This window comes from Streptomyces sp. CB01881 (assembly GCF_002953255.1).
In the GTDB taxonomy this organism is placed as follows: Bacteria; Actinomycetota; Actinomycetes; order Streptomycetales; family Streptomycetaceae; genus Kitasatospora.
The window spans coordinates 203,323-229,379 of record NZ_CP026498.1 but is presented as its reverse complement, the minus strand read 5'-3'; the positions used below and the strand labels follow the sequence as shown (position 1 = coordinate 229,379).

At 73.5% G+C, this 26,057-nt stretch carries 20 protein-coding genes; 10 read left to right on the top strand and 10 right to left on the bottom strand.

The window, feature by feature from the left end:
* Positions 1 to 160: 160 nt before the first annotated feature.
* A complete protein-coding gene (locus tag C2142_RS01065; protein ID WP_148640628.1) occupies positions 161 to 325 on the bottom strand; it encodes a hydrophobic protein in 165 nt (54 codons plus the stop codon).
* A gap of 183 nt (positions 326 to 508) precedes the next feature.
* Between C2142_RS01065 and C2142_RS01060 the strand changes: the two genes are divergently transcribed.
* Positions 509 to 874 (top strand): hypothetical protein, encoded by a 366-nt coding sequence (locus C2142_RS01060; protein WP_148640627.1) that lies wholly within the window; start codon positions 509 to 511, stop codon positions 872 to 874.
* 220 nt (positions 875 to 1,094) lie between these two features.
* Here C2142_RS01060 and C2142_RS01055 read toward each other — a convergent pair whose 3' ends face one another.
* The 4 genes from C2142_RS01055 to C2142_RS01040 form a co-directional block, all read right to left on the bottom strand.
* Complete coding sequence (locus tag C2142_RS01055; RefSeq protein ID WP_148640626.1) at positions 1,095 to 2,282, bottom strand: ferritin-like protein; 1,188 nt, start codon at positions 2,280 to 2,282, stop codon at positions 1,095 to 1,097.
* Positions 2,279 to 4,270, bottom strand: coding sequence for a GMC family oxidoreductase (locus C2142_RS01050; protein ID WP_148640625.1), 1,992 nt, complete (start codon positions 4,268 to 4,270; stop codon positions 2,279 to 2,281). The genes C2142_RS01055 and C2142_RS01050 overlap by 4 nt, the downstream gene beginning before the upstream one ends.
* On the bottom strand, positions 4,267 to 4,902 hold the full coding sequence (locus tag C2142_RS01045) for a hypothetical protein (protein WP_148640624.1): 636 nt from the start codon (positions 4,900 to 4,902) through the stop codon (positions 4,267 to 4,269). The genes C2142_RS01050 and C2142_RS01045 overlap by 4 nt, the downstream gene beginning before the upstream one ends.
* A gap of 212 nt (positions 4,903 to 5,114) precedes the next feature.
* Positions 5,115 to 9,392 (bottom strand): bifunctional nitrate reductase/sulfite reductase flavoprotein subunit alpha, encoded by a 4,278-nt coding sequence (locus tag C2142_RS01040; RefSeq protein WP_148640623.1) that lies wholly within the window; start codon positions 9,390 to 9,392, stop codon positions 5,115 to 5,117.
* Positions 9,393 to 9,720: 328 nt separating this feature from the next.
* Here C2142_RS01040 and C2142_RS01035 point away from each other — a divergent pair, with 328 nt between their 5' ends.
* From C2142_RS01035 to C2142_RS01000, 8 genes are all read left to right on the top strand, one after another.
* Positions 9,721 to 12,714, top strand: a complete 2,994-nt coding sequence (locus C2142_RS01035; RefSeq protein ID WP_162002369.1) for a type 2 lanthipeptide synthetase LanM family protein — start codon at positions 9,721 to 9,723, stop codon at positions 12,712 to 12,714.
* Between the two features lie 53 nt (positions 12,715 to 12,767).
* Entirely contained in the window at positions 12,768 to 12,980 is a 213-nt protein-coding gene (locus tag C2142_RS01030; RefSeq protein ID WP_148640621.1) for a hypothetical protein, read from the top strand.
* A 133-nt stretch (positions 12,981 to 13,113) separates the two neighbouring features.
* Entirely contained in the window at positions 13,114 to 16,029 is a 2,916-nt protein-coding gene (locus tag C2142_RS01025) for a LuxR family transcriptional regulator (protein WP_148640620.1), read from the top strand.
* Positions 16,030 to 16,241: 212 nt separating this feature from the next.
* On the top strand, positions 16,242 to 16,367 hold the full coding sequence (locus C2142_RS01020; protein ID WP_194235744.1) for a class III lanthipeptide: 126 nt from the start codon (positions 16,242 to 16,244) through the stop codon (positions 16,365 to 16,367).
* 111 nt (positions 16,368 to 16,478) lie between these two features.
* The gene (locus C2142_RS01015; protein WP_194235743.1) at positions 16,479 to 16,604 is read left to right on the top strand and encodes a class III lanthipeptide; all 126 of its coding nucleotides are present in this window, start codon (positions 16,479 to 16,481) and stop codon (positions 16,602 to 16,604) included.
* 92 nt (positions 16,605 to 16,696) lie between these two features.
* Positions 16,697 to 16,822 (top strand): class III lanthipeptide, encoded by a 126-nt coding sequence (locus tag C2142_RS01010; protein ID WP_194235742.1) that lies wholly within the window; start codon positions 16,697 to 16,699, stop codon positions 16,820 to 16,822.
* Positions 16,823 to 16,925: 103 nt separating this feature from the next.
* Positions 16,926 to 19,610 carry a class III lanthionine synthetase LanKC gene (gene lanKC, locus C2142_RS01005; protein ID WP_148640619.1) on the top strand — a complete coding sequence of 895 codons (2,685 nt, stop codon included), beginning with the start codon at positions 16,926 to 16,928 and terminating at the stop codon, positions 19,608 to 19,610.
* On the top strand, positions 19,607 to 21,127 hold the full coding sequence (locus C2142_RS01000) for an ABC transporter ATP-binding protein/permease (protein ID WP_148640618.1): 1,521 nt from the start codon (positions 19,607 to 19,609) through the stop codon (positions 21,125 to 21,127). The genes lanKC and C2142_RS01000 overlap by 4 nt, the downstream gene beginning before the upstream one ends.
* Positions 21,128 to 21,296: 169 nt before the next feature.
* Here C2142_RS01000 and C2142_RS00995 read toward each other — a convergent pair whose 3' ends face one another.
* Entirely contained in the window at positions 21,297 to 22,829 is a 1,533-nt protein-coding gene (locus tag C2142_RS00995) for an FAD-binding protein (protein WP_148640617.1), read from the bottom strand.
* Positions 22,830 to 23,102: 273 nt separating this feature from the next.
* Here C2142_RS00995 and C2142_RS00990 point away from each other — a divergent pair, with 273 nt between their 5' ends.
* On the top strand, positions 23,103 to 23,492 hold the full coding sequence (locus tag C2142_RS00990) for an alpha/beta hydrolase fold domain-containing protein (RefSeq protein WP_241002302.1): 390 nt from the start codon (positions 23,103 to 23,105) through the stop codon (positions 23,490 to 23,492).
* Positions 23,493 to 23,578: 86 nt separating this feature from the next.
* Here the strand turns inward: C2142_RS00990 and C2142_RS00985 are convergent, their stop codons facing one another.
* The 4 genes from C2142_RS00985 to C2142_RS00970 all read right to left on the bottom strand — a co-directional run bounded on the left by C2142_RS00985 (position 23,579) and on the right by C2142_RS00970 (position 25,889).
* Positions 23,579 to 23,788, bottom strand: a complete 210-nt coding sequence (locus tag C2142_RS00985; protein WP_148640616.1) for a hypothetical protein — start codon at positions 23,786 to 23,788, stop codon at positions 23,579 to 23,581.
* Between the two features lie 84 nt (positions 23,789 to 23,872).
* On the bottom strand, positions 23,873 to 24,856 hold the full coding sequence (locus tag C2142_RS00980; protein WP_148640615.1) for an aldo/keto reductase: 984 nt from the start codon (positions 24,854 to 24,856) through the stop codon (positions 23,873 to 23,875).
* Positions 24,857 to 25,060: 204 nt separating this feature from the next.
* Complete coding sequence (locus tag C2142_RS00975; protein WP_241002301.1) at positions 25,061 to 25,372, bottom strand: hypothetical protein; 312 nt, start codon at positions 25,370 to 25,372, stop codon at positions 25,061 to 25,063.
* 223 nt (positions 25,373 to 25,595) lie between these two features.
* Entirely contained in the window at positions 25,596 to 25,889 is a 294-nt protein-coding gene (locus tag C2142_RS00970) for a cupin domain-containing protein (protein ID WP_241003096.1), read from the bottom strand.
* Between the last annotated feature and the right edge of the window lie 168 nt (positions 25,890 to 26,057).

The window sequence follows — 26,057 nt, the reverse complement described above, 5'->3', positions numbered from 1 at the left end:
GGCGGACGCGGGGCGGTCAGGTCCGTCCATGAGGCCGCCGGCCACCAGGCAGGTGGCCGGCGAACGGGGCGTGGCGAACGGGCGTGGGGCACGGCAGGGCGTGGCTCCGCCGCTGCCGATGGGGGCGGCCCGGTTCCCGAAGAGCGATCCGGGCCGGCGGTCACCAGCGGTACCACCGCCGGCCGCCCCCGGCACCCGAGGAGAACACGAACCCGAGGACCCACAGCACCAGGACGGCCAGCGCGATCCACCACAGGGCGTGAATGGCGAAACCAGCGCCGCCCAGGATGAGGGCCAGCAGGAGGACGAGGACAAGAACAACCATCGGAATCGACCCTCTCGTGAGCTACGGGATGTCCGGTCATCGCGTGTGCCCGGGGCAGGGCCGTTCATTCGTGCGGGCGCGCGGCCGTTCGTACGGAGGCCTTCCCGGCCTCCGCCCGAGTGGGGCGGGTCCACCCGGGCAGGTCGTAAGCTGTGGGGCCGGTTGATCAAGGGGAGTGATGGCATGGGTGGCTGGATCTGGGCGCTGATACCCGCGGTGATGGTGGGTGGGGGCTGGGTCGGCGACAACGTTCGGGGTGCCCTGAAGATGCGCCACGAACGGAGGATGGAGCTGCTGCAGGCCGCTGAACGGCGGCAGCTCGCACTCGACGCGGCGAGCCGTCCCCCGGAGCCCGTCTGCGGATGCACCCACCACCTGGCCAAGCACGACAAGCACGGCAAGTGCCACGAGGCGGTCGAGGTGCCGACGGCCTGGGACGCCGAGCGCAAGCCGCTGCAGTTCGAGCCCCGGCAGTGCAACTGCCAGCAGTACGTCGGCCCGGAACCGCTGGGGACCGTCTTCGCGCCGGAGATCGTCGACCCCCGCTGACTCCCCGACGGGAGACCGGAGACACGGGAGACCGGAGGCCGGAGACCGGAGACACGGGAGAAGGCCTCCGTCCGACCGGCTTGACGGCCGGACGGGCGGAGGCCTTCGCGGCCGCCCGGAGGATCTCCGAGTGCGGGGCGCGTGGGTCGGGTCGGGTGTGGATGCGGTGTGGACGCCCTGTCCCGGGGTCAGGAAGCCTGCCGCCGGGGTCACCGGACGGTCAGGCGAAGGCCTCGGCGGAGTCGGAGGCCAGGGCGGACAGGTCGATCGGTGCGCCCGCTTCGAGCGACGCCGCCTGGATGTTGCGCACGACCTCCCTCTCGGCGGCCTGGAAGTCGGGCGCCCCGAGTTCGAAGGTGGCGCTGGCGAACCGGCCCAGGGCGGCCTGCTCCGGGTCCGGGTGGGGGTTGCGGTAGAGCTGTCCGGCGCGGTCGCGCAGCTCCAGCATGGTGGGGATGGCGAGCGCCATGTCCCGGGGCCGTCCGTTGAAGGCGGAGTCCAGGTAGCACAGCAGCACGGCGTAGCGGGAGTTGAACGCCACCGCCTGTTCGTACACCGCGCTGGTGGCCTCGAACCGTTGGTAGTCGGCGACCTTGGAGTCGCCGTGGATCGGGTAGGCGTCGTCCCAGGTCACGTCGATCAGCGGGCCGCTGGGCTCGTCCTTGGGGCGGTCGTCGGGGCCGTAGCTGCGCCCGGTGTAGATCTCGTTGAAGCGGAAGTAGTGGGCGAGTTCGGGCTGTTCGCCGAAGCGGTTGTTGCTGTTCCAGATGGTGTCGTGGACGCCTTCGCCCTGCTCGGTGATGGTCTCCAGCGCTTCGAGCGCCGAGTTGCGGCCGTCGACCGGGAAGACCTCGCCGCCGGAGTTGTAGAAGTCCTCCGGGCCGACCTGGTGGCCCGGCTTCTCGCGGGTGAAGACCCGGTCGTGGCCGAGGGTCCTGATGAGGTACTCCAGGCCCTCCCGGACGGTGTCGTAGAACTGCCCGATGGACGTCCAGCCGGAGCCCCGTTCGGCGGCGGGTGTCATCGCCTTGGGCTGTTCGATCCGCAGGAAGGTCCTGAGCGCGTCGGGGGAGAAGTGCTGCAGTCCGATGCTCGGTACGGTCTCGCCGCTGAAGGGCAGCCTGGCCGGGTACTTCGCGACGAAGCCGGTGTTGACCCTGGGGGTGCCGCCGACCGCGTTGAGCAGGTTGGCGACCAGCGTCATGTGGAGCATCTCCTCCAGCAGGACGGCCCGGATCGCGTAGTACGCGGTGCGGTTGGTGCCGGGGCAGATGGTGTACATCCCGGTCATGTAGACGGGGACGGTCAGGTGTTCCACCTCCAGCGCGGCCTGGAGGTACTTGCGCAGGTCGGGCATGGTCCTCGGGACGCCGAAGCCCGCTCGGTCCAGTTCGAGGGCGGTGATCACGTCAGTACCTCCGACTCGTCGGCCCCGCCGGCCGGTCGCCGTCCCTCCGCGCCGCGGAGATCGGCCGGCCGGCGGTCGAGGAGCAGGTCCTGGTGGATCTGCTCCGCGCTGCGCAGGGCCAGGGCCAGCATGGTGATGGTGGGGTTGCTGGTGCCGATGGAGGGCATGCTGCCGCAGCCGACGGCGTACAGGTTGGGGTGTTCCCAGGTGCGCTGGTACTCGTCGACCACGGAGGTGGCCGCCGAACCGCCCATGATGTGCGTGCCGGCGCCGTGCCCGGCACCGCTGTAGGCCAGGTGCAGGGTCTCGCCGTCCAGGGTGTGCTCGAAGTGGCCGAGCGGGGGCACGCCGTCGCGCGGCGCGTGGTCGGTGTAGTCGGTGGCGCCGAGGCCGTGGAAGATCCGCTGCGCGACCTTCCGGGCGGCGAACAGCCCGTCCCGGGTGTGCCGGTCGAGGTCGTAGGTGATGACCGGGCGGAGGTTGCCCATCGCGTCGCGGTAGCGGCGGTCGATGGTGACCCGGTTGTTCGGGTTCGCCGACTGCTCGACGGCGATCTGCAGTTGGAGCTGCCGGCCGACGGTGGAGCCGAGCAGGCGGCGCAGCTCCGGTCCGAACACGCCGTCCGGTCGCACCTCGCCGTTCCCGTCGCCGCCGATGCCGAGGGAGGTGGCGACGTTGCTCATCGGCGCGCCGGTGGCCCAGCCCCAGCCCCAGTTGCCGATCTCGATCCGGAACGGGGCCCGCCGGGTGCGGCCGTCGCCGAAGCGGAAGGCCTCCCAGCCGGAGGTGTGCCCGGGCCCGCGGAACGGGCCGACCGGTCCGCGCCTCTCGTCGGCGAGCGCCCAGTTGAGGATGGTCGGGTGGTCCATCAGGTTGCGGCCGACCTGGTCGCTGCCGTTGGCGAGGCCGGAGAACAGCAGCAGCCGTGCGTTCTCGATGGCGTGCGCGGCCAGCACGACCATGTCCGCCTGGACGACGTACGAGCGGCCGACGGGCGAGGCCGGGTCGGTGTAGGTGCGGAACTCCACCCCGCTCACCCGGCCGCCCCGGGTCGCGCCCGCCAGTCGGACGCGGGTCGCGACGCAGCGGGTGGCGAGCGAGACCGTCTTCGAGAACCGGGCCTGCTGGCGCAGCGGGTGGGACTTGGCCTGCACCGGGCAGATCGGCACGCAGCTCGCGTTGCCCACGCAGCGTTCGCCGTAGTTCGGCAGGCCCACCGCGCTCTCCGGCCGGTACGGGACGGGGGAGTAGTCCGGGTTCGGGGTGGAGTTGCGGGCCTGCGGCAGGCTCCTGACCTGGAGCTCGTACGACTCGGCGGTGACCTCGTCGAGGATGTTCGTGCCGTTGAGCCCCCGGCAGTACTCGTCGATGTAGCTGGCCGGGATCTGGTGCATCGGGTAGACGTAGTCGTCGCTGGTGACGACTCCGATCGCGCGCTGGTCGTCCGCGTTCCCGGCCACGCCGATCTCCAACTCGGCTCGGGCGTACCAGGGTTGCAGCTCCTCCGCGCCGACCGGCCAGCTGCGGCCGTAGCCGAACTCCTCGGTGGCGAAGTCCTCGGGGTGCATGCGCGGCACCGCGCCGAGCCAGTGCATGGCCGCGCCGCCCAACTCCCGCAGGTAGTCGGTGCCGTAGGGCAGCCGGCCGTTCTGGACGAAGTAGCCGTTGGCGGTGAACTCCGGCTGCCCCGGCTTCGGGTCGCGCACGGGGGCGAGGTCGAGGACGTCCGGGTAGGGGGCGGCGGTGTTGCGCCGGTAGGCGGAGTTGGGCACCTTGGCGACGGCGGAGTGGTAGGTGGTGAGCGAGCCGAGGTAGCCGGGCCAGGTTTCGGTGCCGCTGTTGCCGGCCTCCAGGATCAGGACGTTCCAGCCCAGGTCGCCGAGTTCCCTGGCGATCAGGCTGCCGGACCAGCCGCCGCCGACGATGACGACGTCGTAGCGCCGGCGGACGGCCTCGTCCGCGCTGACGGTGGTGACGTTCTCGGTCATGCGTGCTCCTCACGGGCGGCGGGCCCGGCCGAGGTCGGGACGGCGGACGGCGGGATCTGGCGCCAGGCGCGGTAGCCGGGCAGCAGGTGATCGGGCACGGCGTCCAGTGCGACCTCGGACTCCAGGCCGGTGCGGCAGACCAACTCCTCACCGAGGCCGAGGTCCTGGCGCAGTCCGTCGGCGGTGGGCTGGGCCGGCGGCCTGACCGCCCAGGTGCCGAAGCCCGGGGGCTTGGCCCCGGCCGGGTGCCCGTGGAACGTCCGCCACACCAGGCCCTCGACGTACGCCTCCGGTGCGACCACGAACTCCTCGTTGGCCATCTGGCGGCGCAGCGCCGCGTGCGCGGCCGGCGCGAGCCGGGGCCAGGCGCCGGTGAGCCACATGTACGTCACCGCCCGGGCCACCTCCAGGTGGACGGGCGACAGGTCCTTCGGACCGCCGCACTCCGAGGCGGCCACCGTCCACGCGGTCCAGAACTCCGCGAAGGCGGCCGCCCCGACCTGCTGCCGGGCGGTCTCCAGGTAACGCTCGGCCATGCCGGTGGCGTACAGGTCGAACGCGGGGAAGCCGGTCAGCGGCACACAGAGGCCGACGAACTCCTCGACCTCTTTCGTCACAGCGGGAACCGTCATCGTGCTCCTCTCTCACAGGGGACTTCGCCCGGACGGCGGCGGACGCCGCCCCGAGAACCGTTCCTGGGCGAACCGTTCAGCATCATCGCCCACCCGGGCGGCCCCGCCCCGGCCCAGCCGGGCCACGCGCCCGGTTTCACCCGACCGGGTGATGGTCGTTACCGGCGCGCGTCAGGGTGCGGGGGCCCACGGTCTCCGTGCGAACCCCACTGTCAGTAGACGTCGCGGGCGTAGCGCTTCTCGGCCGCGAGCTGTTTGACGTAGGCGGCGGCGTGGTCCTCGTCGAGTCCGCCGTGGGTGACGGCGATGTCGCGCAGGGCGCGGTCGACGTCCTTGGCCATCCGGCTGGCGTCGCCGCAGACGTAGAAGTGGGCTCCGTCCTGCAGCCAGGACCACAGCAGGGCGCCGTTCTCGCGCATCCTGTCCTGCACGTAGACCTTGGCGCGCTGGTCGCGGGAGAAGGCGAGGTCGAGGCGGGAGAGGGTGCCGTGGCGGTGCAGTTCCTCCAGTTCCTGCTCGTAGTAGAAGTCGGTGGCGCGGCGCTGTTCACCGAAGAGGAGCCAGTTTCCGGCGCGGTGGCCGAGGGCGCGCCGGTGGTCGAGGAAGCCCAGGAAGGGCGCCACGCCGGTACCGGGTCCGACCATGACGGCCGGGGTCGTGGGGTCGGCCGGCGGGCGGAAGTGCGCGGAGCGCTGGACGAACAGCGGGACCTCGGTGCCGGGTTCGACATCGGCGAGGAAGGCCGAGGCGACTCCCTTCCGCCGGTGGCCGCGGGGGCCCTCGTAGCGCACCACGGAGACCGTGAGGCTGACCCTGCCCGGGGTGGCGAGCGGGCTGGAGGAGATGGAGTACAGGCGTGGTTGGAGGCGCTTGAGGAGGTCTGTCCACTCCTGGGCGCCGATCCGGAGGGGGTACTCGGTGAGGAGGTCGACCGCCTGACGGCCCCAGCTCCACTTCGCGAGCCCGTCCTTGTTGTCGGGGCGGAGCAACCGCTTGAGATCCCGGTCGCCGGTGTGTTCGACCGCGAGGCGCAGGAGGTCGGGGGTGATGCGGGTGATGTCGAGGTGATGGGTGAGCGCCTCGGCGAAGCCGGCGGTGGCGGTGCCGGCGAGAACGACCTCGGCGGCCGGGTCGAGGCCGGTGACGGCCAGCCACTCGTTCACGAGATCGGGGCAGTTGGCGGGACGGACGCCGAGGGCGTCGCCGGCCTCGTAGGCGAGGGCGTCGCCGGTGTCGAAGGTGAACCGGCGGACCTCCTTGCCCGCGCCGGCCAGGCTGAGGAGCTGGTTGCCGCAGAGTGGCGCGCGGTGGGGGTCGTTCCTGGTGGGACGGGTGGCGGCGCCGGCGACCGGGCCTGCCACGGGTGCTGACACCGGTGCCGCCGCCGGCGCTGCCGCCGGAGCGTTCGCGGAGCCCTGGGCCGGTGCCGGGCCGTCGAGGTTGGTGAGGACGGCCTTGAACCAGGTGTCGGCGCTCTCCCCGTCGTCGGGTTCGCACTCGGCGCGGGGGTGCAGGCGGGTGGCACCGAGAGCGGCGAGGCGTTCGTCGAGGCGGCGGCCGTGGCCGCAGAAGTCGTCGTAGGCGGAGTCGCCGAACGCGAGGACGGAGTAGCGGACGTCGCGCAGCAGCGGGGCATCGGGGGCGCTGAGCCCCTGCCAGAAGTCCGCGCCGTTGTCGGGGGCGTCACCGTCGCCGAACGTACTGGTGACCAGGAGCACGTCGGTGCCGGCCGTGAGCTGCGCCGGGTCGGCATCGGCCATGGCGAGCAGGGTGGGGGCGTGGCCGGCTTCGGCGAGGCGCGCGTTCAGGGCGGCGGCGTACTCCTCGGCGTTGCCGGTCTGCGAGGCCCACAGGACGAGCATGCGGCGGGTCGGAGCCGGCGCCCCGGCGGAGGGAGCCGGTGCCGTCGCGGGTTCGTCGACGGCTGTCGGCGCGCCGGTGCGGTCGCCGCCGCGGTCGCCGGTGCGGGAGAAGGCGCCGGCGAGGACGCCGTTCACCCACAGGGCGGTGTCCGGGGGGAAGGGGGCGGTCGACGGGAGCACGGGCACGTCGGTCTGCGGGGCCAGGGCGACGCCGGCGAGGTAGCCGGAGAGGTAGCGGCGCTGGTGGTCGGCCAGCGCCGGCGGAGCGAGGTCGGTGAGGCCGAACAGCGTGGCCAGGGCGGGCAGGGCAGCCGGGGCCGGACCGGCCTGCCCGTGCGCGAGGGTCGTGACGGCTCCCGGCCCAGCGTCGGAGCCGGAGCCGGAGGCGGCCGCGGTCACGGGCGTGGCCGTGTCGGCGGCAGGCACGGTGCTCGGACGGGCCTGCACCGGTGCGGAGGTCTTGGCGAGGTTCACGGCGCAGACCTTGAGTTCCGGCTGGTAGGAGACGGGGTCGACGGCATCGTTGGTGACGGCGTTGATGGAGAGGTACTCGCCGAACAGGTCGTTCCAGTGGAACGGGGCGAAGCTGTTGCCGGGGCGCACCCGGTCGGTGACGACGGCGGGCAGGACGGCGCGGCCGCGGCGGGAGGCGACCTCCACGTGGTCCTTGTCGGTGATGCCGAGGCGCCGGGCGTCCTCCGGGTGGATCTCGATGAAGGGCCCTGGGTTGAGCCGGTTGAGCTTGGCGACCTTTCCGGTCTTGGTGAGGGTGTGCCACTGGTGCTGGAGCCGGCCGGTGTTGAGGACGAACGGGTAGTCGTCGTCCGGGAGTTCGGCAGCCGGGAGGTGCGGGCGGGCGAAGAACCGGGCACGACCGCTCGGGGTGGGGAAGACGAGCCGGGGGCGAGTGCCGTCGGATCGTTCCAGCAGGGTCTGGCTGATGCCGTCGTTGAGGTAGCGGATCGGGTTGCGGGCCCCGGCACCGGGTGCGGCCGGCCACTGCACCGGGGCGTCGCGCAGCCGCTCGTAGCTCACGCCGCGCAGGTCCCATCCGGTCTTCGGGTTCCAGGCCCGTTTGAGCTCCTCGAAGACCTCCTCCGCGCTGTCGTACGTGAACGCCTCGGCGAAGCCCATCGCGCAGGCGACACGGGAGATGAGCAGCCAGTCCGGGGTGGCCTCACCGGGTGGGGTGACGACTCCGGGGACGAGGGTGAGGTTCCGCTCCGAGTTGGTCATGACGCCGTCGGACTCGGCCCAGAGCGTGCCCGGCAGCACCACGTCGGCGTACGCGTTGGTCTCCGTCTCCGCGAAGACGTCCTGTGTGATCACCAGTTCGGCCGTCTCCAGGCCCTGGATGACCGTCCTGCGGTTGGCGACGGAGGCGACCGGGTTGGTGCAGATGATCCAGCACGCCTTGATGTCGCCGGCGGCCATCCGCTCGAACATCTCGACCGTGCCACGGCCGACCTCGGTGCGCAGCGAGCCCTGGTCGATGCCCCACAGGCTCTCGATGAAGGCCCGGTCGTCGTCGGCGAGGACGGAGCGCTGGCCGGGCAGGCCGGGGCCCATGTAGCCCATCTCGCGGCCGCCCATGGCGTTGGGCTGCCCGGTCAGGGAGAGCGGGCCGGAGCCGGGGCGGCAGATCGCACCTGTCGCGAGGTGCAGGTTGACCAGGGCGTTGGTGTTCCAGGTGCCGTGGGTGGACTGGTTGAGCCCCATCGTCCAGCAGCTCATCCACTCGCCCGCCTCGCCGATCCACTGCGCGGCCTGCCGGATGTCGGCCTCCGGGAGGCCCGTGATCCCGGCGACCTTCGCCGGGGGGTAGTCGGCGAGGAAGGCCGGCATCTCCTCCCAGCCGTCGGTGAACTCGGCGATGAACCCGGGGTCGGTGTGGCCGTTCTCGACCAGGAGGTGCAGCAGACCGTTCAGCAGGGCGAGGTCGGTGCCGGGCCTGATCTGGAGAAAGAGATCGGCCTTGTCGGCCGTGGCGTTGCGGCGGGGGTCGACGACGATCAGCCGGGCACCGGACGCCTTGACCCGGTCCATCATCCGCAGGAACAGGATCGGATGGCAGTCGGCCATGTTCGCGCCGATCACGAGGAAGGCGTCGGCCCGCTCGAAGTCCTCGTACGAGCCGGGCGGGCCGTCCGAGCCCAGCGACAGCTTGTATCCCGAACCTGCCGAAGCCATGCACAGCCGCGAGTTGGACTCGATCTGATTCGTCCGCACGAAGCCCTTCGCGAGCTTGTTCGCCAGGTACTGCGCTTCCAGCGACATCTGCCCGGAGACGTAGAAGGAGAGCGCGTCGGGTCCGTGCTCGTCCAGGATGGCCCTCAGCCGACCCGCCACCGCCGCCACGGCGACGTCCACGTCGACGGGGACGGCGGGTTCCTCCCGGGTGCTGCGGACGAGGGCCGTCCCGAGGCGGCCCGGCGCGGCCAGCATGTCCGCGTGTGTCGCGCCCTTGGTGCACAACCGCCCTCCGTTCGCCGGGTGCGCCTTGTCGCCGGACACCTTCGCCACGGTGCGGCGGCCGTCGGAGCCGGTCGTCAGGTCGAGAACGACCCCGCAGCCCACGCCGCAGTACGAACAGACCGTCCTCGCCCGACCGCCGGCAGTCCCGATCACACGTCCCCCTCCACCATGCGGGCCCAGGCCCACCCGTCGAACGTGCGGCGGCGCCTGCACGGACGCCCAACCTAGGAAGCGCGTGTTGCGGTGGACCACGGAGATCGATTCGGTGCCGTTACACCGCCCGCACCGGGCCTCGCCGCGGCTGTGAGGGCGCTGCCGCGGCCGTGAGGGCGCTGCCTGGCGGCTCCGGCGTCCCGCCGCATCCGCATCGCGGAGGAGTCGATCACTTCCCGGTGGCGCGCGCCACCACGGTGCCGCCTCGGGGCTGTGTTCGAACCGAGGACCTTGTGTGGATGGTTGGTGGCTGGCACGCTTGGGCGCTGTGATCGACACGTGGAAGCGGTCGGCGGCTGCGCCGGGTGTGGCGACCTGGTGGTTACGGGCGCTGCCCGGGGCCGAGCGGGCCGGGGCGGTCAGGCCGGACTGGGCGGCCTTCGTCGACGAGGTGGTGGCCGGGCCGCCGTCGGGAGCCTTCCGCCCGGCCGCCGGTGAACTTTCCTGGGATGCCGGGTTCGTGGCGATTCTTGCCCCGTTCGCGGAGCGGGCCGCCCAACGGCTGCCCGACCGGCACGGGGAGGGCGCCGCGGTTCGGGCCGCGTTCGTGCGTCGGCTGGCCCGTGCCCTGGCGCGGCGCTGCGCCCGTGTGCTCGTGCTGGAACTCCACGGGGCGAGGGCGGCAGGTGGGCTCAGAGGGGGCACGCCGTCCGAACGGTTCGACAGCTTCGTCGAATCGATGAAGCATCAGGCTTCCCTCGCTGCGCTGTTCACCACGTACCCGGTGCTCGGGCGGGTGATCGGGCAGAGCTGTCTGCACGCGGTGGCGGCGCTGGACGAGCTCCTCGGCCGGTTCGCGGCCGACCGGGCGGAGATCGTGGCGACGCTGCTGCGCGGGGTGGACCCCGGCGACCTGCTCCGCGTGGACACCGGGGCCGGTGACGGGCACCGGCGGGGGCGTACGGTGGCGGTCCTGCGGTTCGCCGACGGCCGCCGGGTGGTCTACAAACCGCGGCCGTTGCAGGCGCACCGGTACTTCAACGACGTGCTCGAATGGTTCAACGCGCGGCCCGGTACGCCCGGGCTGCCGGTACTGGCCCTGCTGGACCGGGGCGCGTACGGCTGGGTCGAGTACATCACCCACCGGCCGTGCGAGACGCGGTCGCAGCTCGACCGCTTCTACCGCCGTCAGGGCTCGCTGCTGGCGTTGCTGTACGCCCTGGAGGGCACGGACCTGCACTTCGAGAACCTCGTCGCCCGGGGGGACGAACCGGCGCTGATCGACGTCGAGACCCTGTTCCACCCGCCGCCAGCCGCCCGGGCCGACGACCCGGCGGCGCTCGCCCTGCGGTCGTCCGTGTACCGGATCGGGTTGCTCCCGCACCTGCTCCTCGGGGACCGGGAGGCGATGGACGTCTCCGGACTGGGTGGTGACCCGGGCGCGCCGCTGCCGATGGACGGGGTGGAGTGGGCGGATCCGGGCACCGACCGGATGCGGCTGGTGCGCCGGCCGCAGACGCTCGCCGGTGCGGCCAACCGTCCCGGCCTGGCCGGTGGCCGGGCCGAACCCGCCGCGCACACCGAGGCGTTGGTCGCCGGCTTCGCCGGCGGCTACCGGGCCATTGCCGCCGGCCGACGCGAACTGCTCGGCCCTCAGGGGATGTTGAGCAGCTTCGCGGACACCGCGGTCCGGGTCGTGGTGCGCCCCACGCAGATCTACACGACGCTGCTGACCGAGGCGACCCACCCCGACGCCCTGCGGGACGCGGCGGAGCGGGAGGCGCTGTTCGGGCTGCTCGGCACGGACGAGTCCGCCGGTCCCGGTCACCCGGGTGCCCTGGCGTTCGAGATCGCCCAACTCCGTGACGGTGACGTGCCGTTGTTCACCACGACGCCGGGCTCGGTGGACCTGTGGAGCGGCGGCGGGGAGCGCATCGCCGGCGCGCTGGACCGGTCCGGCCTCGACCGGGCGGCCGAACGGATCCGGGGCATGGGGGAGGCGGACCTCGCGGCGCAGCAGTGGATCATCCGGGCGGCGATGGCCGCGCGGTCGACCGCCGCCGCCCACGGACCGGCCGCCCGTGAACCGGAAGTCGACGGACCGGCCGCCCGCACACCGGCGGTCCCGGTGTCGGCGGTCCCGGGCGGCCCCGGCCCGGAGGCAGTGGACCCCGAACGGCTGCTCGGCGCGGCCCGCCGCATCGGCGACCGGCTCGTCGAACTGGCCCACCAGGGCCCGGCACGCACCAACTGGCTCGGCCTCGACCTCGTCGCCGACCGCTACTGGCAACTGAGGCCGTGCGGCGCGGATCTGGGCGGTGGCTACCCCGGGGTGGCCCTGTTCCTCGCCCAGCTCGCCGCGCTCACCGGCGACGACCGCTACGCGGACACGGCCGCGCGCGCCCTCCAGCCGCTGCCCGCCGTGCTGGAGCGGCTCGCAGCCCGGCCGGAGGACCTCGCGGCCGTCGGCCCCGGCGGCTTCGCAGGCCTGGGCGGCATCGCCTACGCGGTCACCATGACGGCGGCCGCGCTGGACGACCCGCAACTCGCCGCGCTGACCGGCCCGGCGACCGCCCTGACCGTGCGGGCCGCCGAGACCGGGACGGCCCCGGGCATCGCCGACGGCCTGGCCGGTGGCCTCGCGGCGCTGCTCGCCGTCCACCGGGTCACCGGCTCGGAGGAGGCCCGGCGCGGGGCGCGGGCCTGCGCGGACCGCCTCGCCGCCCGCCGGCTGCCACCGGGGCCGGGCTTCGCCACCGGTGCGGCCGGGATCGGCTGGGCGCTGCTCCGCTTCGCGGCGGCCACCGGCGACGCCGGCCACGAGAGCGCGGGGCTGACGGCGCTCCGAGCAGCCGCCGAAAGGCTGTCCACCGGGACGCCGGCCACCGAGAAGCCGGCCACTGAAAGGCTGCCCACCGACGGGCCTCCCGCCCGCGACTCCTGGTGCCGCGGCCCGGCCGGCCTCGCGCTGGCGATCGCCGGCCGGCCGGTGGCGGCGGACGGCCCATGGCCGGCGGAGATCACGGCCCGGGCCGCCGGGGCCGGCTCCCGGACGCCGACCGATCACAGCCTCTGCCACGGCGAGCTGGGCGTCCTCGAAGTGCTCGCCCACCGCACCGACCCCGTCGCGCCGACGGCCCGGAACCACCGGACGCACCTCCTGCTGGCCGCGCTCGACCGGTACGGCCCGCGCTGCGGAACCCCGGCCGGCCTGGTCGCGCCCGGGCTGCTGACCGGACTGGCGGGCATCGGCCACGGACTGCTGCGGCTCGGCTTCGCCGACCGGACGCCGTCGGCCCTGTTGCTGGCGCCGACCCCCTGAGTGTGCGTCAGCGGCGCCAAGGCCCTGACGCTCGAGAAAGGATCAGACCACCCATGCAGACCCTCGACGTGATCCCCGTGCTGGAGCCGCCGCAGCAGCTGGAGGAGGGCACGGACGCACACCCGGTCGGCGAGATCAGGCTGTGGACCACCGGAGCCCTCGCCCGGCGGGCGAACGCCCTGTCGGGTGGCGAAGCCCTGGCGTTGTCGCACGACCCGTGGGAGACCATGACCTGGACCTGCCGGTACGCCGGCGAGGACGTGTGACCGAACCCCGAGAGCTCCTCGGGACTCCCTCGGGACGCGTGGGCGGCGTCCCGAGGGCCACGTCGCCCCGCCACCCCGGCGGCGCCCGTTCGACGCCCTTCCGGATCATGATCAGCTCGATTAGCCTGCGGCCATGCTTACCAGGTCACCGGCCCTCGTCGGGCGGAAGAACGAAATCGCGCTGCTCGAACGGATACTGAGGACCCTTCAGGACGACTCCGGACACGCGGTGTTCGTCTCCGGGGAGGCCGGGATCGGCAAGTCCCGGCTGGCCGAGGAGTGCGCCCGGCAGGCCGCCGACCTGGGCCTGCCGGTGCTGCGCGGCCGGGGCAGCCCGAGCGGGGCCGGTACGCCCTTCCGCCCGCTGATGGAGGCGCTGGGCTCCGGCCTGCGCCGGACCGGCCCGCCGCAGAACCCGGAGCTGGTGCCGTACCGGCCGGCACTGGCCCGGGTGGTCCCCGAGTGGCGGACGGCCGACGCCCCCGGCCGGCCGGACTGCGTGGTCGAGCTCGCCGAGGCGCTTCTGCGCCTGCTCGCCGTGCTCGGCCGGGAGGCGGGCTGCGTGCTGGTGCTGGAGGACCTGCACGACGCGGACTCCGAGACGCTGGCCGTGCTGGAGTACCTGGTGGACAACGTCGCCGGCCTGCCGGTGCTGCTGCTGTCCACGCTGCGGCCGGAGGCCGGGGCCGCGTTCGACCTGCTCCAGGCCGCCGAGCGGCGCCGGGCGGCGTCCGTGTTCGCGCTCGGGCCGCTCGGTGAGCCGGACGTACGGGACCTCGCCGCCGGCTGCCTCGGCGTGCCGGCCGACGGGGTGCCGGCCGACGTGGTCGACCGGCTCGCGGAGGTCGGCGGCGGGAACCCGTACCTGGTGGAGGAGCTACTGGCCGAGATGGCCGGCAACGGCTCGCTGCGCCGGGACGGGGCGGGCTGGCGGGTGGCGGGAGACCTCGCCGCGACCGTCCCGGCCAGCGTGGTGCGCACCTACGCGGGCCGGGCCGGGCGGCTGGACCCGCCGGCGCGGGAGCTCGTCGTGCTGGCGGCGCTGCTCGGCCCCCGGTTCTCGGCCGGCACCGTCCAGTTGATCACCGGGCACGACGACCGCCGGATGTTCGCCGGGTTGAGAGCACTGGTGGAGGCGGAACTCGTCGTCCCCGACCGCACCGTGCCGGACGGCTACGCGTTCCGCCACGCCCTGATCGGCGAGGCGCTGCTGGCAGGCGTCCCGGCCGTGGAACGCGCCGTCGTCGCGAGGCGGGCCGCCGCCACGCTCCAGCAGACACCGCAGCCCGTACCCGACCCTGCCGACGACCGATGTCACCTCGCCGCCCGCCTGCTGGAGACCGCCGGGGACGACGGAGCCGCCGCCCGGCTGTACGCCGAGGCCGGGCGGCAGGCCCTGGCCGGTGGCACTTCGGGCGTGGCCGTCCGGCTGCTGGAACGCGGGCAGCGGCTCGCCGCCCCGGCCGACCGCGCCGACATCACCGAGGCCCTGGTGAACGCCCTCGCCGAAGCCGGCCGGCTGGACCGCGCCCTGGAGCTGCTGGGCGCCCTCCCGACCGCCGGCGCCGCCGCGCTGGACACCGACCGCAGGATCGCCCTGCACACCCGCCTGGCCTGGGCGGCGCTGATGGGCGAGCGCAGCGGCGAGGGCGCCGAACAGCTGGCGGCGGCGCAGGCCCTCCTCGGCGAGCGTGGCGCGCCCGCCCACACCGCCGCCCTCGCGGTGGTCCGCGGTCACCTGGCCCTGCTCCCGGGACAGGAGGAGCACCTGGCGGACGCCGAGTGGGGGGCGCTGACGGCGGCCGAGTACGCCCAGCGGGCCGAGCAGCCGGTACTGGCCTGCCAGGCCTGGCAGTTGCTCGCCATGCTGGCGCGCGAGCGCGGCTTCGACGAGGCCGACGGATACCTGGCCCGGATGCTCGAGGTCGCCGAGGCCCACGCTCTGCCCAACTGGCGGTTCGAGGCCCTGATCCGCCTCGGCGCCAACTCCTTCATGCGCAACGGCGACGCCCGGACGCTGGAGGAGGCGCTGACGGCGGCGCAGGAGCTCGGTTCCATCACGCGCGCCCAGCGCACCGAGGGGCTGCTGGCCATGTACGCGGTGCTCACCGGCGATCCGGAACGCGCCCGGGAGATCATCGACCGCTGCCTCGACGTCACCGCGCGGATGCGCAACCTCGCCACCCACCGCTACCTGCTGCTGACCGCGGCCACCCGCGCCGCCCACCAGGGCCGCCGCCGCGAGATGGAGGCCACCCTCCAGGCCTTCGACCAGGCGGGCGGCGGCCGGTCCTTCCTGGTACCGGTGATGCTCGGCCTGTGCCGGGCGGTCTGTGCCCTGCTGGAGGAGGACCGGCCGCTGGCGGAGGCCGAGTTGGCCGCCGCCGCGGACTGGGAACGCGACCACCCGAACGTCTTCTACCTGGCCGGACGGTACGGCCTGCGTCCGCTGCTCGACGTCCTCGCGGGCCGGGCCGACCGGGCCGGGTTCGCCGCCGTGTCGGCCGCGCCGGCGGCCGCCCTCGCCTGGAACCGGCAGTTCCTGCTGGCGGCCGACGCCGTCCTGCTGGGCCGCGAGGGCAGGGCGGACGAGGCCGCCCGGGCCGTGACGGCCATGCGGGCCCACGAGGAGGTCTTCCCGACGGGCGGCCGGCTCGCCCTGCGCCTGGTCGCGGAGGCCGCGCTGGAGGACGGCTGGGGCGATCCGGTGGCCTGGCTGCGCGCCGCCGAGGATTACTTCCACGACCTGGACGTCCCCGCGGTGGCGGGCGCCTGCCGGAGCCTGCTGCGCCGCACCGGTGCGAGCGTCGCGCAGCGCCGGGCCGGCCGGGACCGGATCCCGGCCGGTCTGCGCGCCCAGGGCGTGACGATCCGTGAGTACGAGGTGTTCGGGCAGATGGCCGAACGGGTCGGCAACCAGGAGATCGCCCGTCGGCTCGTCATCTCCCCCCGCACGGTGGAGAAGCACCTCGCGAGCCTGCTCCGCAAGACCGGTCTGCCCGACCGCGCGGCGCTCCACCGGCTGGCCGCCGAGCTCGGCGAGGCCTGACCCGTCCCCCTCCGGACGGGCCCGCTTCGCCGGCCCGTCCGCTGGGGAGGGCGCGCCGAAAACATGGGGGAGTGGACGGGAAAACATGGGGCCCGATCCCGCATGTACCTGATCAGCAACTGCTGTTGACTGGGCCATGCCGATCGGCCGGTAACCCGTCCCAGCTCAACGAGCGCGTCCTCGCGCTCTCGACCCCAGAGGAGTTGATCCCCGTGAGCGTTCTCAAGCTCCAGAACCTGCAGCCGGTCATGACCCCGGCCAAGACCGCCGTGCTCAGCCTGAGCAGCAGCGGCAGCGACTGCTGCAAGGAGCCGACCAAGCCGCCCGTGAAGGACTGACGCGGCGGGGCCCGTGCGGGGTTCAGCCTTTCCCCGCACGGGCCCCGGTAGCTCCCGTCCACCTCATGAGCGCCCCGTGCGCGCTCCCGATCACCGGGGGAGGTGATCCGGATGAGTGTACTCAAGCTCCAGAACCTCAAGCCGCGGCTGACACCGGCCGCGGCCGGCGTGTACAGCCTGACCAGCAGCGCCAGCGACTGCTGCAAGGAGCCGACCAAGCCGCCGGTCAAGGACTGACCCGACGGGCGGACCACGCGGAGGTCCAGGTGCATCTCCGCCCGCCGCCCGTCGTTCCCCGCTTCCCACGGACCACTGAGGAGTTGATCCCCGTGAGCGTTCTCAAGCTCCAGAACCTGCAGCCGGTCATGAGCCCGGCCAGGACCGCCGTGCTCAGCCTGAGCAGCAGCTCCAGCGACTGCTGCAAGGAGCCGACCAAGCCGCCGGTCAAGGACTGACCCGACGGCGGCCCGTGCGGGGACCGGGCACCCCGCACGGGCCGTTCCCGGCTCACCCGCCGTCCTCCCGGCGGCACACCCGAACGACCACACAGAGGCGGACATGCGCGACGAACGATGGGTCCACCGATTCCTTTACGCGTGGAACGACACACTGTTCTTCGACCCACTCGATGTCTACTACGAGCCGAGGCCCGACCACTTCCTCGCGACGCTGGACGAGCGGCACCGGGCGCGCTTCGTCCGCAGCGGGATCTGGTGGAGCCACCGGCACAACCCGGACCTGCCGGCCCAGGGCTGGAAGATCCACGTGTCGGCGAGCCGGCACAACGTGCGTGAGGTCGCCGCCTCCGTGGTCGCCTACCTGACCGGGAAGCGGATCGACTTCAAGATCGCCCTCGATCTCAACATCTTCGAGATGCTCAACTCCAAGGGCATGACCCGGGGCAGTGGCGGCAAGCTCGTCACGGTCTACCCGCGCGACGACGACGAGTTCCGGTCGTGCCTGGCCGATCTGGCCCGCCTGCTGGACGGCTCCGAGGGCGCGTACGTGCTCTCCGACCTGCGCTACCGGGACTCCAGGTCGCTCTACTTCCGGTACGGCCAGTTCCTCGCCACCCACACCCTCGACATCCTGGGCCGGCGGCTGCCGCGGATCGCCGGACCGGACGGCGAGGTCGCCGACGACCGGCGCCCCGGGTTCGCCCAACCATCGTGGCAGCCCTGGCCGTTCGACGACTGGAAGCCCGAGGAGGACGCCGACGACGAGGAGCTGCTCGGCGGCCGCTTCCGGGTGACCGGGGCCATCCAGTTCTCCAACTCCGGCGGGGTCTACACCGCCGAGGACACCGCGCGCGGCGACCGGAAGGTGATCCTCAAGGAGGCCCGCCCGCACACCAACCCCAACCCGCGCCAGGACCACGACGCCGTGGACATCCTCGCCCGGGAGTGGACCTTCCTGAACCGGCTGGCCGACGCCGGCTGCTTCCCGGCCCCGATCGTCACCTTCAGCCACTGGGAGCACCACTTCATCGCCGAGGAGTTCGTCGAGGGCACCGACATCCGCTCGGTCCTGCTCGAACGCAACCCGCTCGCCCGGCCGGTGATCACCGCCGAGGGGTCGCGGGAGTTCCTGCGGATCTTCCTCGCCGTCTTCCGCGGACTCGCGCGCGCCGTCCGGGCCGCGCACGAACGCAACGTGATCCTCGGCGACCTGTCCGCCTCGAACCTGCTCGTCGACCCCGACACCTTCGAGGTCACCGTCATCGACCTGGAGTCGTGCAGGCTGGCCGGGCCCGACGGGGCGGACGGGCACCTGGAGAAGCCGGTCGAGCTCTACACACCCGGGTTCAGCCACTCCCGGAGCGGCTCCGGCGCGCCCGTACCGGAGGACGACCTCCACGCCCTGGCCAACACCATGGCGTACTTCGTCTTCCCGATCGCCGCGATGTCCTTCCTGCGCCCGGAGGTGCTCGGCCTCTACCGGGTCTTCACCGACGGCCTGGGCTGGCCGGCGCGGATCCACGAGCTGCTGATGGACCTGTCGCAGGCGCGGATCACGCTCGTCGAGGTCCTGGAGTTCCTGGAGCAGGAGACCGAGCTGGTCGGCCAGGTCCGGCCCGCACCGCCACGGCCGGTCGTCGAGTCGACGCTCGGGCTGGCCGAGGTCGGGGCCGGCGTCGCCGCCTTCGTCGAGGCCGCCGCCGACACCGACCGGGACACCCTCTTCCCGGTGGACCCGTTCGCGCACGTCACCAACCCGCTGAGCCTCGGCTTCGGGGCGAGCGGCGTCCTGTGGGCGCTGAACGCCTCCGGCATCCCGGTCCGGCCCGCCTGGCGCCACTGGCTGCAGGACAGGCTGACCGGCATCGACGTGGCCCAGTACCCGGACGGCCTCATGAACGGCCTGGCCGGCATCGCCTGGGCCGCCGACTCGCTCGGACTCCGCAGCCACGCCCGGGAACTGCTGGCACACGCCAACCGGCGCGCCCCGGAGACCGGCGACCACACCTTCTACTACGGCCTCGCCGGCCTCGGCATGACGAACCTGCACTTCTACCTGCGCAGCCACGCCGAACGCGACCTCGCCGCGGCCAGGGAGTGCGCGCGGGCGCTGTGCGACTCCGCGAAGCAGGACGGCCGGCACGTCTACTGGCTGAACGAGTTCTCCGCCGACGGGCCGCTGACCGGCCTGGGCTTCGGCCAGGCGGGCGTCGCCGTGTTCCTGCTGCGGATGTACCAGGTCACCGGCGACGAACGCTGCCTGCGGCTCGGACGCGGCGCGCTGGCCTGGGAGATGGACCACGCCGAACCCCTCGGCGACGACGACGGCCTGATCATGTTCAACTTCGGCGGCACCATGGAGCCGTACGTCGAGGTGGGCTCGGCGGGCGTCGCCCAGGTGCTGCTGCGCTACGGCGAGCTGGACGACGCGCGGACCGTCCTGCGCGCGGTGGACGTCGCCCAGTCGGTGCTGCCCGGGTACGGGTTCGGCATGTCCGGGATCGCCGACGCCATGCTGGACGCCGCCGCCATCACCGGCGACACCTCCTACCGGGACACCGCCCTGCGACAGCTCGACTTCGTCCGGAAGGTGTTCCTGTTCGAGCCCGACGAGCGCTTCGGGATACCGCGGCGCGACGGCGTGGCGCCCCTGGGCGTACCCGGCGAGGGGCTGCTGCGCTGCTCCACCGACTACCTGACCGGATCGGCCGGCGTGCTGCGGGTCCTCCACCGCGTGAACCACGGCGGCACGGCCGACTTCCTCCTGGACGAGGTGTCGCGGTGAAGGAACTCTGGCGCCTCCTGCACGGACACCGGGCCCGCTTCGGGGTGATCGCGGCCGCCGTCATGGTCACCGGCGGGGCCGAGGCCGTCCTGCACCCGCTGCTGCTCAAGGCGCTGTTCGACCAGGCGATCCTGGCCGGGAACTTCCGCCGGTTCCTCCTGCTCGGCGCCGGCTACCTGGTGCTCGGCCTCGTCCTCAACCTCGGGGGCTACTGGATCGGCTGCTGGCGCAAGCGCTTCGAGAACGCGCTCGTGCTCGAACTCGAACTGGAGCTGCTGGACCGCGCGCTCGGCCAGGACAGCCGGCGGCTGTCCGAGGCGGGAAACGCCTCCTACGTCAGCCGGGTGCACAACGACGTGTACGAGGGCGTCCTGCCCGCCATCGCCATCGCCATCCGCATCGCCAAGCAGGCGGTGTCGTCCCTCGCCTTCGTCGGGGTGCTGCTCTACCTGTCCTGGCAGGCCAGTCTCATCCTGCTCGTCATCGTGCCGCCGCTGGTGGTCGTGAGCAACGCCATCGCCAAGCGGATCGAGGACAACACCGAGCCCGAACGCGACGCGGAGGCCGGGTACATCAACCGGCTGAGCCGCACCCTGGAGGCCTTCCACGCGCTGAGAGGCCTGCCGAAGCTGCTGCCCGGCACCCGGGAGGTGAACCGTCAGGCACTGGACGGCTACCTCGGCATCACCTTCGTCAACTACCGGCTGGCCCAGAAGCAGAACACCCTGAGCGACCTGGTGATGAACCTGTCGGACACCGCTTCGATGGTGATCGGGGCCTACTTCGTCTTCGCCGGACGGATGTCCTTCGGCAGCTTCCTCGCCTTCGTGAACTCGCTCTGGAGGGCCGTCACCGGGATCTTCGAGCTCATCAACATGATCCCGCAGGCCCGCCGGAGCACCGCCGTGCTCAAGCGGATCCAGACCCTGCGCGGCTCCCGCACGACCCCCTACCACGACGAAGGCCCGGCCGTCCTGGTCCACGGCGCCCGGGTCCAGTACGGCGACGACGTCACCCTGGCGATCGACGACTTCGACCTGCGCGCCGGTGAGCACCTCCTGCTCCGGGGCCCCAACGGCTGCGGCAAGACCACGCTGCTCCACATCCTCTCGGGCACGCTCGCCCCCGACGCCGGCCTGGTCGCGCTGCCGCCCCGGGTGGCGAGCCTGACCGCCCCGGTGAACCTGCCCCCGCTGCCGGTGCGCGCACTGGTCGCCGACGAGCGGCTGCGCACCTCGATGGGCCTCAACGCCCTGGCCGACCAGCTCCCCTCGGAGCTGTCCTCCGGCCAGCGCCAGAGGGTCGGGGTGGCCGCTCTCCTGTGCGAGGACGCCGACCTCTACCTCGTCGACGAGCCCTTCGCCAACCTCGACGAGAACGGCCGGGAACTGGTGCTCCGCACCCTCAAGGAACGCACCACCGGCCGTGGCCTCCTCGTCGTCCACCACGGCGACGAACACCTCGACGCCCACTTCGACCGCGTCATCACCCTGTCCGCCACCCCCGCCCGCACCTGACCCGCGGCCCCGCCCGCAAACGCGAAGAGCGGATCTCGGCCGAGATCCGCTCTTCGCGTACCACCAGGTGAGGCGCAGCCATCCCGCGGGCTCGGGGCCGAAAGGGCCGGAGCATCGGTCGGGCGGAGGGTCGGACCTCCGGGCGGAGCCGTCTGCATCCTCACGGATGTCAGGCGTGGATGCCCTGGCCCGGGGTCAGGATGCCCGCCGGGTCGTAGCGTCGCTTGGCGGCCACCGCGTCGGCCCAGCGGGTGCCGTAGTGGCGCCGCCAGTCGGTGCGGGTCATGTCCGGGATCGCGCCGATGATGTACCGCTTGCCGCCGAGTGCCACGGCCCGGTCGTACAGCCGTCGGTTGCGGCGGAGGGCGGCGGCGTGGTCGGTGCCGGGCGTGGGGAAGGAGAGCAGGTCGAAGTGCCAGCCGACGGGCTCGGCCGGCATCACGGCCATCGGGCGGGTGAACCGGTCGGTCCGGAAGGGGTAGAAGAGCAGCAGCCCGGCGCCCAGGTCCTCGGGCGTCAGCAGCGCCTCGGCCTCGCGCACGAACGTCTCGGTGGTCGAGGCGGGCAGGAAGAGGCTCATCCACGGCTTCGGCAGGCCCCAGAGGCCGGCCGCCTTCAGGTAGTCGGCGAAGCCGTCCACCCGGAACGCGTACTCGCGCGCGGTCTGGTCCACCACGGTGGTCTCGGCGGGGTTGCAGCGCAGCCCGCGCAGCAGGGCCTCGCGGTCGGGCGCGGCGGTGCCGTCGTAGTGGGCGACGAGCTCCGCCTTGTAGCGCCAGCCGGTGCCGGCGGCGTTGCGGGCGACGTCGCCGACCTGGAGGTCGAAGCGCTGCTCGGCCATCAGCCGCTCCTGGTCCGCCAGGTAGAGGCCCAGGTCGTCGTAGAACAGGTTGAACACCAGCGCCCGTTCGCGGGCCCGGACCAGGCGCAGGGTGGCGCGGACGATGATCCCGGCCTGGCCGCCGCTGGCCAGCACCGCCTCGAACAGCTCCCGGTTGGCGGTGGGGGAGGCGGTGACCAGCTGCCCGGTGCCGGTGACCACGTCGACCGACTCGACGCTGTCCGCCTGGAGCCCGAACCGCTGCACGGCGCCACCGATCCCGCCCACGCTCAGCGTCCCGCCGACGGACAGGTGCAGATAGTCCGTCAGGCAGGGCGGCATCCACCCCTGGGCGAGCGCGGCGTCGGTCAGCTGAGCCCAGGTGACGCCGGCCTCCACCACGGCCCGGCCGGGGGTGACGGCGACGATCCGGTCCAGGCCGCGGGCGTCGACGGCGATGCCGCCGGGCGCGGTGGCCTGCCCGTAGCTGGAGTGCGACTCCAGCTCGGCGGCCGTGCCGGTGCCGCTCTGGCCGTTCATCGCGACGGGGATGCGGTGCCGCCGGGCGAAGCCCACGACCGCGGCGACGTCGTTCACCGACCCGGGGCGCAGGACGGCCCTGGGCGCGGCGGTGACCAGGTGCCCGAAGTCGCCCCCGAAGCGGGCGAGCGTGCCGGGATCGACGACGACGGTGCCGTCCAGCCGCGGCAGCGCGGCGAAGGCGCCGGTTTCCTCGGCACCCCCGGCCCCGGCGGCCTCGACCCCCTCGGCCGTCCGCTCGGAGGGGGCGACGGCCCAGGAACGCCCGGCGGTGTTCCACCCGATGACCGTGGCCGCCGCCCCCACGAGCAGGCCGCGACGTGGCAGGGCTGACTTGCTCATTACAGATCTCTCCGATCAATCGTCATATTTGCAGTGTTGTACCGCAGTCGGCGCGTACACACGCAATCGCCCCGCCCCCGGGGGCGGTTCGGGGGCCGGGCGGGGCGGGTCATGGGCGGGTGACGCGGTGCCGTGCTGCAAACCCGAGCGGGCTCCGCCCGGCTACGGGCTCCCTGGCTCCGGCCCCGGCTCGCCGGTCCCCTCCGGCCCCGGCTCGCCGGTCCCCTCCGGGTCGGCCGCCAGCGCCTCCCAGAACGCGACATAGCCTTGCTCGTGCGCGATGCCGAGTGTCAGCAGCCGGGTGCGGGCCGTGGTGTCCGGGTCGAGCCGGGCGCGGAGGTCCCGGTATTCGTCGCGCCACCGTCGATGCTGCGCCGCCCTGTGCTGGACCTCGGTTCCGCCGCCGCCGACCAGTACGCGGCCCCCGCCCGTGCGCAGGACCTCGCCGGCCTGCCCCCGGCGTACGTCGAGATCTGCCAGGCCGACGCCCTCCGGGACGAGGCGATGGAGTACGGACGGCGGCTCATGACCGCCGGCGTCCACACCGAGCTGCACGTCGTACCGGGAGCGTTCCACCTGTTCGAGGGCTACGCCCCCGACAGCCGACTGGCCCGCCGCGCCCTCGCGAACTGGACATCGGCCCTCACGCACGCCCTGGCCTGAGCCACCCGTGCCGGGGCCTGCCCTGGCCTGAACCGGCCGGGCCGGGTCTCCTCCGGTGCACCCGGGCGGTGCCCGGGCGGCCGTGCTCAGTCGTCGGGCGGCGCCTCCCCCCACACGATGCGCTGGACCGCGGCGGCGGAGATCCAGGTCTCCGCTTCGCCGTGGCCGGTACGGATCCTCACCCAGCGGCCGGTGACGCGGACCTCGCCGGCGACGTGCGCCGCGGCCGTTTCCGCCCCCGTCACCTGGCCCGGACGGCAGTGCACCACCGCGGGAACCCACTGCTTGCTACCCATGCCCACCAGAGTGGGCGAGGACCGGGCGGGCCACCATCCGGCGGGCCCCAACGGTGGGCCGCGCAGCGGTACGGGGGCTCGCGGTCACCAGCGGTCGTGCACGAGCGGCCGGATGCGGTCGTCGTACAGCTCGCGGATCGCCGCCAGGGTGGCGTCCGGCAGCGGTGGCAGGCCGGCGGCGGCCGCGTTCGCGCGGGCCTGCCCGGTGTCGCGGGCGCCGGGGATGACGGTGGTGACGCCCAGCTGCTGGATGATCCAGCGCAGCGCCGTCTGGGCCGGCGTGGCGCCCTCGGGGCTGAGCGCGGCGAACGCGGCGGCGGCCTCGACACCCGTCGCGAAGTCCACCCCGGAGAAGGTCTCGCCCTGGTCGAAGGCCTCGCCGTGGCGGTTGTAGGTGCGGTGGTCGTCCGCGGCGAACGTGGTCCGCGCGGTGTACCGGCCCGAGAGCAGCCCGGAGGCCAGCGGCACCCTGGCCAGGATGCCCACCCCGGCCGCGGCCGCCGCCGGCAGCACCCGCTCCAGCGGCTTCAGCCGGAACGCGTTGAGGATGATCTGCACGCTGGCGACACCCGGCCGGGCGATCGCCGTCAGCGCTTCCGCGCACGTCTCCACGCTGACCCCGTACGCGGCGATGCGCTGGTCGGCGACCAGGGTGTCGAGCGCGTCGAAGACCTCGTCGGCGGAGTACACCGGCGTCGGCGGGCAGTGCAGCTGCACCAGGTCGAGCCGCTCGACGCCCAGGTTGGCCCGCGAACGGTCGGCCCAGGCGCGGAAGTTGTCGAGCCGGTAGTGTTCCGGTCGCTGCTCCGCCCGCCGGCCGAACTTGGTGGCGACGAACACCTCCGCATCCGGACGCCCCTTCAGGTACCGGCCGATCAGCTGCTCGCTGCGCCCGTCGCCGTAGACGTCGGCGGTGTCGAAGAGGGTGACGCCGGCCTCGACGGAGGCGTCCAGCACCGCCAGGGCGTCCTCCTCGCGGACGTCACCCCAGTCGGCGCCGAGCTGCCAGGTGCCGAGTCCCACCACCGAGACGGGCCGGCCGGTGCGGCCCAGTACGCGCTGTTCCATGGGCTGACGATCTCACGGCGCGGCCCGGCGGGCTCCCCGGCGGGCGCCGACCCGGGTGCCCCGGGTGACACGGGGCCGTGCTCGGCTGTCGGCACCGGCCGGGTCGCGGCCCTGTCGAGGTGATGCCGGCCTGGCGAAGCTCCGGCTCGTTGACGGGATGGCGGCCCCGCCCCCGGGCCGGTCCGGGGGCGGGGCGGGGCCGGGTCACAGCGCCCGGCGGGCCGCCAGCGCCCGGGCGAGCACCTTCGCCCGGAACGGGTTCCGCGGCTCCAGCGCCTCCGCCACCGCGACCGCCTCCTCCAGCAACGCCCACCGGGCGTCCGGCAGTTCACGCACCGCCGGGGAGCCGGCCGCCTCAACCAGCACGTAGGCCAGCTTGGACCCGTACACCTCGGGCGCGACCGCGGTCAGCAGCCGGTAGACGGACAGCGCGTTCGGCCCGCGCAGCACCCGCCGGTCGGTGGTGAGCAGCAGCATCCGGGCCCGCAGTACCGCGTCCTGGTTCACACCGTTCATGCCCTGATTCCCCCTTGATCCGTCGACTCCTCTCGGCCGGCTGGGCAGCACGACGTGCGCGACGGCGCCCGCGGACGGGTGCCGGCACGGGGCCGGGGGAGTGGATGCGGACGAGTCTGCGGGCCGGGGCGGTGCCGGGGCAAGGAGAAACGGACGTGTGCTGAGTCCTACCGGAACGGCCGCTGACCGGGCATGATTGAGCCTGACACGCTGCCGCACCGGTTCAGTCGGCCGCCTCCACGATCACCAGGGTGCCCCGGCTCCCCGCCGCCACGGCGTGCGGGACGCCCGCCGGGACGACGTACATCCCGCCCGGCCCCAGCGGCACATCGGCGCCGTCCACGACCAGCTCCAGCCGGCCGTCGAGGACGAGCAGCACCTCGGTGTGGCCGTGCCGCTCCTCCGCGACCGGCAGCCCGTCCATCCGCAGCACCTTGACCGCCGTCGGGCCCACCCGGCCCAGGACCCGCGAGTTCCACGCGAGGGGCAGCGCCGCCGCGGCTGCGGGGACGTCGATCCGGTCGTTGCTCGCGGCTCCGCCCGCGGTCGCGGTCCCGGCGTCGGTCCGGTCGTCGGTCCCGGCGCGGGATCGGTCGTCGGTCCGGTTCATGGCACACCTCTTCCTGCGCGGCCTTGCCCGCGCCTGCTGTCCGGGGATGCCTCGAACGCTAGCCGCGCGGCGGAC

Bases quoted from the DNA above. Each gene is read 5' to 3' on its own strand.
- C2142_RS01065 (WP_148640628.1), bottom strand. From the start codon at position 325: ATGGTTGTTCTTGTCCTCGTCCTCCTGCTGGCCCTCATCCTGGGCGGC.
- C2142_RS01045 (WP_148640624.1), bottom strand. From the start codon at position 4,902: ATGACGGTTCCCGCTGTGACGAAAGAGGTCGAGGAGTTCGTCGGCCTC.
- C2142_RS01025 (WP_148640620.1), top strand. From the start codon at position 13,114: ATGCTTACCAGGTCACCGGCCCTCGTCGGGCGGAAGAACGAAATCGCG.
- C2142_RS01015 (WP_194235743.1), top strand. From the start codon at position 16,479: ATGAGTGTACTCAAGCTCCAGAACCTCAAGCCGCGGCTGACACCGGCC.
- C2142_RS01050 (WP_148640625.1), bottom strand. From the start codon at position 4,270: ATGACCGAGAACGTCACCACCGTCAGCGCGGACGAGGCCGTCCGCCGG.
- C2142_RS00995 (WP_148640617.1), bottom strand. From the start codon at position 22,829: ATGAGCAAGTCAGCCCTGCCACGTCGCGGCCTGCTCGTGGGGGCGGCG.
- C2142_RS00980 (WP_148640615.1), bottom strand. From the start codon at position 24,856: ATGGAACAGCGCGTACTGGGCCGCACCGGCCGGCCCGTCTCGGTGGTG.
- C2142_RS00975 (WP_241002301.1), bottom strand. From the start codon at position 25,372: ATGAACGGTGTGAACCAGGACGCGGTACTGCGGGCCCGGATGCTGCTG.
- C2142_RS01060 (WP_148640627.1), top strand. From the start codon at position 509: ATGGGTGGCTGGATCTGGGCGCTGATACCCGCGGTGATGGTGGGTGGG.
- lanKC (WP_148640619.1), top strand. From the start codon at position 16,926: ATGCGCGACGAACGATGGGTCCACCGATTCCTTTACGCGTGGAACGAC.
- C2142_RS01030 (WP_148640621.1), top strand. From the start codon at position 12,768: ATGCAGACCCTCGACGTGATCCCCGTGCTGGAGCCGCCGCAGCAGCTG.
- C2142_RS00985 (WP_148640616.1), bottom strand. From the start codon at position 23,788: ATGGGTAGCAAGCAGTGGGTTCCCGCGGTGGTGCACTGCCGTCCGGGC.